This window comes from Gemmata sp. (assembly GCF_051859125.1).
Lineage (GTDB): Bacteria > Planctomycetota > Planctomycetia > Gemmatales > Gemmataceae > Gemmata.
Window position 1 is genome coordinate 1 of record NZ_JBHYGG010000107.1, and the last position, 12,080, is coordinate 12,080.

The following is a 12,080-nucleotide window of genomic DNA, read 5'->3' on the forward strand; positions in this document are numbered from 1 at the left end:
CGGCGCTCACCCTTCGTGACTGGCGGGCCGCCACGGAGGGCGGCCCCTACAAGACAAAGCACTCACAACCGATCTGGTACTCCCGAGTGCAGCCATTCGGACCACGTGGCCACCAGCCCCTTTCGTACCGGGTTGTCGAGAATGTAGCGGGCGATTTCCTCGGGCGAGCGGGTCTCATCGGTCAGCACATCGTAACTGCTGCGTTGCCAAAGGTGACCGTGAAGCCCGATCCGCCATGCTTCGCGAGTGGTGTAACTCTTAAACCGGGCCACGTGATCGAGGAGACTTTCGAGATGAGCGCCACGGTTACCCGCGTTGACGGTGCGGCCTGGTGGTTCGAGCGGACGGCAGAGGAAGTGAAGGTGGTCGGGCATCAGGCAGTAGGCGTAGATCGCCCACTGATAGCGCTCGCGCGTCCAGAGGAGCGACCGCACGACGTGCCCCGCGAGTACCGCGTCCCTGAACGGTTCGCCGTGGTGCCGGGCGCAGATGGTGAGGAAGCACGCATGATGCGGTTGCGCATATACCGCGGGTGCCAGACGATGAGGACGGCGGTTCGGCAGTTCGGTGGCCATGCGCGGTTCCGAATGTCTTGTAGGGGCCGCTCTCCGTGGCGGCCCGCCAACCGCCTCCGCGTAGCACCCTGTGGGTTGTTCTCCGGTAGGGGCCGCCCTCCGTGGCGGCCCGCCAACCGCATGAACGAACGACCCGCAGCACACGAATCGGCGCTCACGCATTGGGGCGGGCCGCCACGGAGGGCGGCCCCTACAAATCAATGCGCCCACGGCGCTCACGCATTGCGGCGGGCGGGCCGCCACGGAGGGTGGCCCCTACAAGACACAATCATCGCGCGTGTTTCAACTACTTCGCGTCCACGAACTCGGTGATCTGGACCTCGAGCGCCGCGAGGGCGGCGGCGACGGCCTTCGCGTCGGCGGCGAGCTTCCGGTCGGCGTCGGCGTTCGGGTCGAGCGGGGCCACGAGGTCGTTCAGCTTCACGCCGGCCGCGGTGAACACCGTCAGCAGCTTCCGCAGCGCGTACCTGTCGTTCGCCTTCTTGCACTCCTCGACGGCGCGGCCCAGGTCCGGCAGGCTGTCGCGGAAGTCGGGGACCGTCGCGACCGCGGGCCACTTCTTCAGCAGGTAGTCGCGGGCCTTGGCGTGCGCGTCCGACTTCGGCGCCCAGTCGGCCTTGAGCTTGTCCCGCCGCGCCCTCACGTCGGCGCTGTCGGGGAGCAGCGTCACGAGCAGGTCGTAGGCGTTGATCGCCTCGTCCACGTCGCCGCGGCCCAGGAGCAGCGTGATCCGGGTGACGAGCGCCTCGGCCTGCACCTCGCGGGCGGCGATGGTCGGGTCGTTCTCGCGGGCCACGACCGCTTCGAGCGTCTTCACGTGCGCCGCGAGTTGCACGTTGAACTGCCGCAGCGCCGCGAGCTGCCGCTCGATCGAGCGGACGAGTTCGGGCGAGGCGTCGGGCGACTCCTTGATGCGGGCGAGGTCGTCGGCGATGCCCTTGTCGGCGGCGTCGGCGGCCTGGAACCCGCCGCGGGCGCGGGCCAGCGCGTCGGCGTTCTTCTTCTTCTCGATGAGCGCGGCGGTCGCCTCGAAGCAGATCGTCTGCGCGTTGCGGGCGTCGGCGACCCGGGCCGCGGCCGCGACCAGGCCCCGCAGGTTCTCGGCCTTCCGCTCCAGCTCCGGGTTGATCTCGAACGGCAGGTTCACCGGGTCCGGGCCGAGGACCGGCACGGGGAACGGGACCGACCGGCCCCCGTGCGTGACGGTGACGCACGCGACGTTCGCCAGGGGCCGCTCCGAGCGGAACAGCCCGTCGCGGAAGGTGAACCGGTCCTTCGGGTCGGGCGGGGTGCCGAACCCGGCCTCGGTCGCCCGCACCGTCGCCTGCCCCGTCGACTTCTGGTCGGCCGGGTTCGACGTGACGAGCCGCACGGTGAGCGGCGCGTCCACGGTGCCGAGCTTCATGCACCGGTACCCGACGAGGTTGGTCGCCGCGGGGAACGGGTTCTGGTACAGCGTCAGCACCCCGCACCGCACGGTCCCGTCCTTGTTCACCTCGGTGACGCGGAGCAGGGTGAACGGCCGCAGGGTGGCGCTGAGCGCCGGCGGCGGGACCGACCCGGGCGGGGCCGCGATGATCTTCCCCGTGGCCGTGCGGACCGGGGGCGGGGCGGGCCGCTGCGTCCTGAACACCTGCGACACCGCGAACACGTCGCCGACCTTCACCACGCGGTCGTCGAGCGCGCCGAGTTGCCCGCCGCGGAGCGCGACCTTCACCGCGTCCACCTTGCCGGGGGCCGCGTCGAACGAGCCCGTGGGGCCGAAGTCGCGGTCGAGCATGAGCCCGGCGGTGCGGCCCACGAGTTCCGCGGCGCGCACCGACTGCTTGCGGACCACCGGCGAGGCGAGCCCGGCGAACCCGTCGTGCTGCCGCGCCTCGAGGTGGTACTGGCCGTCGCGGTACTCGAGCGCGAGGAAGTGCGTCTTCGCGCCGGTCAGGTCGCGGGACGCGTCGAGGGCCGAGAACCCCTTGTCGTCGAACTGCTGCCAGAGCGGCTCCCACTTGTCGCGGGGCACCTCGCCGAGGTCGATCACCTCGACGGTCCCGAGCGGCCCCATCGCCGGCTGGAGCGCAGCCAGGACGTCGCGCCGGAGCTGCTCGCGGAACGACGGCGGGAGCAGCGGGTGCGGCCTCGCCTTGAGCACGACCCGCCAGAGCGTGGGGGTCCTCTGCTCGGGGTCGAGCTGCGCCTGGGCCGGGGCCGGGCGGGCGAGAACGGTGGTCGCGAGAACGGCGGCCAGCAGACGGACGCGCATGTCGGTCACTCCAACGGCTTGAGCGGAGTCGCGTTGAATATCTTACCATCCCGTCGCCGGCGCGGTATTGTCGGTACAGTCCCCCAGCCCCACGGGTGCCGCACATGCGTTCCCTCTCCTGCCGGGTCCCCGGCTCGTGCCTCCTGGCCGCGGCGGTCTGGCTCGCGGTCGCGGCGGCCGCGCAGGAGCCGGGGCCGCTCCTGAAGCCGGTGGTCCCGCCGTCGTCCGGCACCCGGGTTCGGGTGGCCACGTCGGAAGAGGACCCCGTGTTCTACCACTTCGCGGCCCGCGTCCCGGACCCGAAGAACAAGGACAAGTCGTTCGACTGCACGGTCGCGTTCGACAGCCTCCCGAGCAAGGCGATGGTCGCGGCCAAGAAGTGGAAGGAGTGGGGGTTCGAGGTGCCCGCGAACCGCACCGCCACCCTCCCGGAACTGGTCGTCCGCGGCGTGCAGGTGGCCCCCAGGACCACCCGGGGCCGCGACGTCGAGGTGCGGCTGGTGAACCTGAAGGTCGAGATCATCGAGCCGCCCAAGGACGGCGACAAGGTGCTGCTCAGCGACCTGCTGCTGCCCGTGAACGAGCTGACCAAGGGGGCCGACAAGGCGTTCGAGCCGCGGATGTACTTCGGCGACAAGTTCCTGGAGTTCACCGTCTCCACCGGGGTCGTGAAGAAGCTCGGCACGGGCGACGACGGCCCGCTCCCGGAGCCCGCGGTGAGCCCCGACAAGGACCTGCTCCCGTTCGCCGGCCCGACGGTGTCGTACCAGGGCACCCCGGCGTTCGCGTTCGCCAGCGTGGACGGGCAGCAGAAGTACAAGCTCCCCGACGGCAAGACGGAGACGGTCAACGTCGGCCTGTCGTCCACGATGAACTGGCCCGAGGGGGTCCTGATGACGCTCGGCACGGCCCGGGGGCTGGGCCTGACGGTCGAGGACGCGAAGGACCTGAAGGGGCTCGGGGCCGGGTTCGACGCGACCGTGGCGCGGGCCAAGGTCAAGGAGGTCCGGCTCGCGGTGCTCACCGGGTCCGGGCTCAAGGTGCCCAAGGACCTCGTGCTCAAGGACCTGACGGTGATCGTGGACAAGAGCAACTCGCAGCACTTCGTCTGGATCGGGACGCGGTTCCTCGACGCGAACGTCACCGACGCGGTGTACGGGTGCGACTCGTACGGCACCTGGCGGCTCAGCGGCCGGGTGAAGCCCGAGCTGCTGATGGACCCGAAGACCCGCACCCCGCCGCCCCCGCTGAAGAAGCCGTAGGAGTGCGGACGGAACGTGTCGCGTCGGGGCGGGTGAGGGCAGCGACGCGGGGAGACCACCAGCGGCGCCCGCGGGACCGGAGCGCTGCGTCGCTCCCGGAACGAAACGAACCCGGCCCGGGGTTGCCCCCGGGCCGGGTCGTTGGCGAGCGGTCGGAACCGGTCACCGGGTCGCGACTCAGTTGCAGCAGGCGGAGACCGCACCGCAGGCCGAGGCCTCGCAGCAGCTGCTCTTCTTGTGGTGCAGCTTGGCCTTCAGCTTGTCGAACAGGCCCGGGCCCTTCTCGGCGCACGGGTCGCAGGCCGGCTTGCAGGCCTTGTGGCAGGCGAACTTGGCCTTGAGGCGGTCGAGCAGGCTCGGCCCCTTCTCGCAGGCGTTGTCACAGGCGTTGCCGCAGGCGTTGTCACAGGCGTTGCCGCAGGCCGGGGCGGCCGGGGCCACCGGGGCGACCGGGGCCGGCACCCACACCTGGACGTCCTTCTCGACCACGGTCGGGACGCTCTTGCAGACCTTGATGGTCTGCTGCACCGGGACGCACACGGTGACGCACCGGGTGGCCTGGTAGGCGACGCACTTCTTGACCATCACGGTGCAGGTGACCGTCTCGCACGTCGGGACGCACTTGGTCCGGCACACCGGGACGGTGATCTGCTTGGTGACGCACTCGCACACGGTCACGGTCTTCTTCACCGGCACGCACTCGGTCACCGTGCACAGCTTCTTGACCGGCACGCACTCGGTCACCGTGCACAGCTTCTTGACCGCGACGCACTCCTGGACGCACACCGTCTTGGTGACCGGGCGGCACTCGTACGTGCAGACCGTCTTCGTCACCGGGACGCACTCGGTGATCTTCTTGCACACGGTGACCGGGCAGCAGGTCGTCTCGCAAACCTTTTCCTTGCGGCAGACTTCCTTGGTCCGGGGGCACGGGCAGTAGCACGGGTCGGTGATCGACCGGAGCCGGTCCGCGAAGCTCGGGCCGCGGGTCACCGTCTCGGAGACGTTGACCCAGTGCGACGAGGTCTTCTGCTGCATCTCGGTGACCATCACCGTCGAGTGCCGCACCTCGTTCACCGTCACCTGCTTCTGGACCGGGACCCGCTCCATCACGGTGACCTGCTTCTGGACGTTCACCTTCTCCATGACGGTGACTTCCTTCTGCACCGGCCGCTTCTCCATCACCGTCACTTCCTTCTGCACCGGCACCCGCTCCATCACGGTGACTTCCTTCTGCACCGGAACGCGTTCCGTGACGCAGCGGGTCTCGTTCACCGTCTCGGTGACCATCTTGTTGACCGTCACCTGCTTGGTGACCGTCTCGGGCACGCACTCCGTCTTGTAGGCGGTGTACGTCTCGGTCTTCTGCTGGGGCTGCATGACGGTGACGGTCTGGTCGACCCACGTCTTGACGTACTCGGTCACCTTCTGCTTCTGGGTGACCCAGCTCCCGCACCCCGAGGTCGCGACCGGCCCGCACGGGCTGCCGCACGGGTTGCAGTCGTCGCCGCCCCGCTTCTTGCCGCCGAACGCCTGGGCATCCGTGGCGACCACCCCGAACAGGGCAGCCACGGTCGCCGTCATGAGACACATCTTGATCCGCCGAACGCTCATTTGGGTGACCCCCACGAGTTCCGAACTCCCGCACCCCGCCATCTCCCGTAGCGACCGTCCATTCGTCGCACACACCGGGAAGGCTTTCAGGTTGCTTGCGATAGTTATGACCGCGCCGGGGCGGGTTGGGAAATCGCCGGGGCCGCGCCGGGGCCAAATTGTGGCCCGCCGCGGGCGCGATCTGCGGGGTGGCGCGGCGCGCCCGGTCGTGCCGGTCGCGCCCGTTCGCGCGGCGCGCTGCGTTCTGCGGGTTTCGAGCCGGTCCGGGGCGCGGCGCAACCCGCACCGCCGGGCGCGGGAGGGAGAACTGGCGCGTCCGCGGGAAGGGTTCTGAGGGGATCAGAGCGACGCGAAAGTGCTGGGAAAACGGGGCCGCCGGGGGCCGGTCCGGGCCGCGGGGCCGCCGCGAGCGCGGCCCGAGCGCAGAGGGGTCATACCGAATCGCGTGGATCAGTTGCCCTTGGTGGGGCAGGCATTCTTGCCTGCCTCCGGACGCGACTGGAGGCAGGCAAGAATGCCTGCCCCACCAGATCGAAACGAATACATGAGATTCGGGGTCACTTCCCGCCGAAGACGAGCGACATCAGCTCGCTCCGGGTCGCCGGGTCGGTCAGGAACCCGCCCCGCATCGAGCTGGTGATGGTCATCGCGCCGGGCTTGCGGACCCCGCGGATCGTCATACAACTGTGGCTCGCCTCGACGATCACCCCCACGCCCCGGGGCTTCAGGTGCGCCATGATGAGGTCCGCGACGTGCTCCGTCATCCGCTCCTGCACCTGCGGCCGCCGGGCCACCGCGTCCACCACCCGGGCCAGCTTCGAGAGCCCGACGATCCGCCCGTTCGGCAGGTACGCGATGTGCGCCTTGCCGGTGAACGGCAGCAGGTGGTGCTCGCAGCACGACGAGAACTCGATGTCCTTCACCAGCACCATCTCGTCGTGCTTCTGGGTGAACATCGTCTGCAGGTGGACGGCCGGGTCGGTGCGCAGGCCGCTGAAGATCTCGGCGTACATCCGCGCGACCCGGTCGGGCGTGTCGAGGAGCCCCTCGCGGTCCGGGTTCTCGCCCACGGCCACCAGGATCTCGCGGACCGCCCGGCGGATGCGCTCGTGATCGACGTCCAAAGAACTGACTCCGGAGAGGGGGTGCGGGCGGCGGGCGCTTTGCTGGTGGGGCAGGCATTCTTGCCTGCCTCCTGTCGCCACGGGCAGGCAAGAACGCCTGCCCCACCAAGCCCGCGCTCGCCGTCAGGCCATTCTAGTCACCCGAACCGCCCGGCGGCGACTCGGGCGGCCGGGCGGCCGCGGGCGGCGGCTTGTCGGCCGCGAGCTTGGCCCGGAGCGTGGTCCGCGAGATGCCGAGCAGCTCGCTCGCGTGGACCTGGTTGTTGGCGACGTGCTTGAGCACCTCGCCGAGGACGACGCGGTCCACCTCGGCGACCACCTGGCGGTAGATGTCCGGGCTCCCGAACGCGAGCAGGTCGCGGGTGAGCTTGCGGACGTCGAGGCCGTCGGCGGTCTGCCCGCCCGGCACCGGCGCGCTCCCGCCGCGGACCGACGCGGGCAGGCCGTCCACGGTCAGCACCTCGCCGACCGCCTGGATCACCGCGTACCGCACCACGTTCTGCAGCTCCCGCACGTTCCCGGGCCACGAGTGCGCGCTGAGCACCCGCAGCGCGTCCGGGGCGATGGTCGCGACGTGCTTGTCGAGCTTCCGGTTCGCCACCTTGATGAAGTGGTCCACGAGCAGCGGGATGTCGTCCCTGCGGTCCCGGAGCGGGGGCAGGGCGATGGTGACCCCGTTGAGCCGGTAGAACAGGTCCTGGCGGAACCGGCCGGCGGCGACCTCGGCCTCCAGGTTCCGGTTCGTGGCGGCGATCACCCGGGTGTCCACGGCCAGCGTCTCCTGGCCGCCGACCCGCTCGAACTGCTGGTTCTGGAGCACCCGGAGCACCTTGGCCTGGGTCTGCGGGGTCATGTCCCCGATCTCGTCGAGGAAGATGGTGCCCCCGTCGGCCTGCTCGAACTTCCCGACCCGCTGGCGGTCGGCCCCGGTGAACGCGCCCCGCTCGTGCCCGAACAGCTCGCTCTCCAGCAGCGCGTCGGGGATGGCCGCGCAGTTGATCGCGAGGAACGGGCGGTCGGCCCGCTTCGAGTGCTGGAACAGGGCGCGGGCGACCAGCTCCTTGCCGGTGCCGCTCTCGCCCAGGATCAGGACCGTCACGTCCTGCTGCGCGATGCGGCCCACGGTCTTGTACACCTCCTGCATGACCGGGGACCGGCCGACGATCGGGTCGGTGCCGGGCGGGGAGTCGTCGGCCTCGGCCTCGGGCCGGTCGAACACCGCGGGCACGGCCTGCATCCGCCGCAGCTCCAGGGCCCGGCCGATGACCTCGCGGAGGTGGTGCAGGTCCACGGGCTTGAGCAGGTAGTCGAACGCGCCCCGCTTCATCGCCTCGATGGCCGTGTCGGTCGCGGCGAACGCGGTGATGATGACGACCGGCACCTTCGGGGCGACCTCCTTGATCCGCTCGAACAGCTCCAGGCCGGACATGTCCGGGAGCCGCACGTCCACGATGACGACGTCGGGCTCCTCTTTGGGGACGAGCCCGAGCCCCCGCTTCCCGGTCTTGGCGGTGACCACGGCCAGGTCGTCGGTCTCCAGACCGGTCTGGAGCGAGTACAGGACGTTGGCCTCGTCGTCGATGATGAGCAGCTTGGGCACGCGGCACCGCGGGGTGTGGCAACGGGGGTGGGCCGCGGGTGGCGGCACTTCGGAATCGGGCGGGCCTGTCGCGGGGGCTACGCCGACAGGGCGGCCCCGCCGGTCGGGATGCGGAGGGTGAACACGGCCCCGCCCCCGGGCCGGTCGCCGGCGCTGAGGGTCCCGCCGTGGGCCTCGGCGATCCGCCGGCAGATGGACAGCCCGAGCCCCAGGCCGGACTCCTTGGTGCTGACGAACGGCTCGAAGATCCGGTCGGCCACGCCCGGGGCGATCCCCGGCCCGGCGTCGGCCACGGTCAGCACCACGGCCGACCGGTCCGCGCGGACCGCCAGCCGGATCGACCCGCCCCTGGGCTGCGCGTCGAGGGCGTTGATGAGCAGGTTCAGGAACACCTGGCGGAGCTGGTTCGGGTCGGCGGACACGACGACCGGGCCGCCGGTGCGGTCGAGTTCGAGCGACACGCCCTGGAGCTCGGCCCGGGGCTGGACCCCGTCGAGCGCCTGGGCCACGGACTCGAGGGCGTCGAACTGCCGCGGGTTGGGCCGGGGCGGGCGGGCGAAGTCGAGGAACCCGGAGACGATCTGCTCGAGCCGGCAGATCTCCTCGTCGAGCACCCCGAAGTCGCGGGGCCGCAGGGCCGGGCCGCCGGGCCGCTCGGCCCCGGCCTGCACCAGCAGCTTGATGGCCATGAGCGGGTTGCGGATCTCGTGGGCGATGCCCGCGGCCATCTGCCCGACCCACGCGAGCTGCTCGGCCCGCAGCGCGGCCCGCTCGGTCTCCCGGAGCCGCTCGATGACCGCCGACACGCTCACGCTCACCCGGTCGAGCGGGTCGGCCGGGTCGCCCCCGCCCAGCAGCCCCTGGCGCCGCGCGGCCCGGTCCAGCTCCTCGGCCGTCATCAGCAGCCGGGCCTCGGTCCGGGCGATGTTCCGCCGCACCGTCGCCGCGATCACCCACCCGCCGAGGAGCCCGCCCGCGGACCCGAACAGGCCGACGGCGACCATGCCGAACACGAGCCGGCGGGCGAGCTGCTGGTTCGTGTCGCTGGCCTGGGTCAGGCTCCCTTCGTTGAGCCGCAGGTACTCGTGGGCCGGTTCCACGATCTCGGGGGTCAGGACCGTGTCGGTGAGCTTGATGATCTCGGAGTACATGCCCTCCCGCGGGGGGTGGGCCAGGAGCCGCTCGTACTCGGCGAAGAACCGCTCGTACCCCTGGCGGGTGCGCCGCATCAGCGCCTCCTCGGCCGGGCTCGTGCTCGACGCCTCGGCGTTGGCCAGGGCCGCCGCGGTCCGGGCCTTGAGCCGCGGCACCGGCTCCAGGTGCTTCCGGTCCAGCATGATGAGGTACCGGTTGAACTGGTGCGACACCTCGCGGATGCTGATCTCCAGTTCCTGCGCCGCGGTCACGCTGGCCACGCTCGACGCGATCGGCCCGCTGGCCCGCTCCTGCATGTCCCACACGTACCACGCCGCGACCACCGACAGGACGAGCAGCAGCGCGCTGAGCGCGGCGATCGGGGCCGCCACCCGCGTTACCGTTTGGTTCGTCATCGCCCGGTGCCCCTTGATCCTGTCCAGCGACTGAACCACCTGTCCAGCGATTGGACACGCAGTCCCGGGATTCGCCGGTCCCGGCCGGAGTAAATCCAACGGTCTCGGGCTCCGCACAGTCGCCCCCGGCGGCCGGACTCGCCCACACCCGAGATTCCGCTCAATTGTAGCCGCGATCGCAACCTGAGGCCCGCGAAACACTTTGCGGGACGCAGGGGTGCCCGCCATGCGGCACCCCTGTTGTACCACACCGCCGTCGGCCCACAGGGCGAGAGCCCGGAACGCGCGCGGCACCGTGTTTGCTTTTGACTGACCCGCTGCAACTGTGGTGCCCGCGGACGCGCATTTCCGTGCGGCCGTCCGTCGCCCCTTCCCATTCCCCGAGGGATTGATGAGCTGGAGCAAAGAGCGCCTGGAAACGGTCGCACGGACGCGGCTCGGCGGGGCCAAGTTGATCGTGGTCGCCAACCGCGAGCCGTACATCCACCGGTACCGCGACGGCGAGGTCGAGTGGGTCCGCCCGGCGGGCGGGCTCACCGCGGCGCTCGACCCGGTGATGCAGGCGTGCGGCGGCACCTGGGTCGCGCACGGGTCCGGCGACGCGGACGCGGAGGCGGCCGACGCGCACGGTCGCGTCGGGGTGCCCCCGGACGACCCGCGGTACACGCTCCGCCGGTTGTGGCTCGACCGGGCGGACGAGGAGGGGTACTACTACGGGTTCTCCAACAGCACCCTGTGGCCCCTGTGCCACCAGGTGTACCAGCGGCCCGTGTTCGACCTCTCGGACTGGGAGGCGTACCGCCGGGTGAACGAGACGTTCGCCGCGGCCGTGCTCCAGGAAGCGGAGGGCGGCCCCGGCCTCGTGTTCGTGCAGGACTACCACTTCGCCCTGCTCCCGCGGCTCCTCAAGGCGGCCCGCCCGGACCTCGTCGTCGCGCAGTTCTGGCACATCCCGTGGCCCAACCCGGAGACGTTCCTCGTGTGCCCGTGGGCCAAGGAGCTGCTCGACGGGATGCTCGGCAACGACCTCCTCGGGTTCCAGACGCAGTACCACTGCAACAACTTCTTCGAGACCGTGGACCGCGCGCTGGAGTGCCGGTTCGACCGGGACCAGTTCACCGTGAGCCGCTCCGGGCACGAGACCTCGGTGCGGCCGTTCCCGATCAGCGTGGACCCGGGGCTCGCCAAGGAGTACCTGGGCGACGACTGGGGCCGCAGGGCGGTCGCGGTGCGGAAGAAGTACCGGCTCGCGGACCGGCCGCTGCTCGTGGGCGTGGACCGGGTCGACTACACCAAGGGCATCCCGGAGCGGCTCCGGGCCGTGGACCGGCTCCTGGAGCTGCGCCCGGAGCTGAAGGAGAAGTTCCACTTCCTCCAGATCGGCGCGCCGAGCCGGACCCACCTGCCCGCGTACCGCGACCTGGCCGACGAGGTGCAGGGCCTCGCCGAGAAGGTGAACTGGCGGCACGGCACGGACCGGTGGAAGCCGGTGGTGTTCCTCAACGAGCACCACACCCCCGGGGACGTGACGGTGCTGTACCGGATGGCGACCGGGTGCGTGGTCAGCTCGCTGCACGACGGCATGAACCTGGTCGCGAAGGAGTTCGTCGCGGCCCGGGACGACGACCGCGGGGTGCTGGTGCTGTCGCGGTTCACCGGCGCGTCGAAGGAGCTGCCCGACGCGGTGCTGGTGAACCCGTTCGACGCGGACGACCTCGCGAACGGCCTGCACCTCGCGCTGACGATGCCGGCCGAGGAGCAGGAGCGGCGGATGCGGCGGATGCGGGCGCAGGTGGAGGACAACAACATCTTCCGCTGGGCCGGGACGCTGCTGAGCGAGGTCGGCAAGCGGGTGCCCGAGCCCGCGGTGCCGGCCCCGCCCCCCGCCGCGGCCGACGAGGCCGAGCCGCCGGCGGGCCGCACCGAGCGCACGGAGCGGATGATCGCGATCGAGAACTACATGACCGCGATGCGGCTCGCCGGCGGGTGACCGGCGATTCGGCGAGCGGGGGCAACGTGATCGATGCACAGTACAGGTGATGTCCCCTCACCCGCGACCCGCAGAGCCGGGTCGCGACCTCTCCCCGTAGGAACGGGG

Annotated in this window: 8 protein-coding genes; 2 read left to right on the plus strand and 6 right to left on the minus strand. The window is 71.0% G+C overall.

All coding sequences use genetic code 11. The features are described from left to right. Window positions 1-62: 62 nt before the first annotated feature. Entirely contained in the window at window positions 63-575 is a 513-nt protein-coding gene (locus tag ACTIGN_RS11340; RefSeq protein ID WP_439623846.1) for a transposase, read from the minus strand. A 286-nt stretch (window positions 576-861) separates the two neighbouring features. Further along, window positions 862-2,832 (minus strand): hypothetical protein, encoded by a 1,971-nt coding sequence (locus tag ACTIGN_RS11345; RefSeq protein ID WP_439623848.1) that lies wholly within the window; start codon window positions 2,830-2,832, stop codon window positions 862-864. Window positions 2,833-2,936: 104 nt separating this feature from the next. On the opposite strand from ACTIGN_RS11345, the gene ACTIGN_RS11350 reads away from it, so the two are divergent. Further along, on the plus strand, window positions 2,937-4,094 hold the full coding sequence (locus ACTIGN_RS11350; protein WP_439623850.1) for a hypothetical protein: 1,158 nt from the start codon (window positions 2,937-2,939) through the stop codon (window positions 4,092-4,094). Window positions 4,095-4,271: 177 nt separating this feature from the next. Here ACTIGN_RS11350 and ACTIGN_RS11355 read toward each other — a convergent pair whose 3' ends face one another. From ACTIGN_RS11355 to ACTIGN_RS11370, 4 genes are all read right to left on the minus strand, one after another. Further along, window positions 4,272-5,678: a hypothetical protein gene (locus tag ACTIGN_RS11355; RefSeq protein WP_439623852.1), complete on the minus strand. Its 1,407-nt coding sequence runs from the start codon at window positions 5,676-5,678 to the stop codon at window positions 4,272-4,274. Window positions 5,679-6,265: 587 nt separating this feature from the next. After that, a complete protein-coding gene (gene folE / locus ACTIGN_RS11360; protein WP_439623854.1) occupies window positions 6,266-6,832 on the minus strand; it encodes a GTP cyclohydrolase I FolE in 567 nt (188 codons plus the stop codon). Between the two features lie 133 nt (window positions 6,833-6,965). Then, window positions 6,966-8,432 carry a sigma-54-dependent transcriptional regulator gene (locus tag ACTIGN_RS11365; RefSeq protein ID WP_439623856.1) on the minus strand — a complete coding sequence of 489 codons (1,467 nt, stop codon included), beginning with the start codon at window positions 8,430-8,432 and terminating at the stop codon, window positions 6,966-6,968. Window positions 8,433-8,509: 77 nt separating this feature from the next. Continuing rightward, window positions 8,510-9,982, minus strand: a complete 1,473-nt coding sequence (locus tag ACTIGN_RS11370; protein WP_439623858.1) for a sensor histidine kinase — start codon at window positions 9,980-9,982, stop codon at window positions 8,510-8,512. 391 nt (window positions 9,983-10,373) lie between these two features. On the opposite strand from ACTIGN_RS11370, the gene ACTIGN_RS11375 reads away from it, so the two are divergent. After that, entirely contained in the window at window positions 10,374-11,972 is a 1,599-nt protein-coding gene (locus ACTIGN_RS11375) for an alpha,alpha-trehalose-phosphate synthase (UDP-forming) (RefSeq protein WP_439623859.1), read from the plus strand. The last annotated feature ends 108 nt before the right edge of the window (window positions 11,973-12,080 follow it).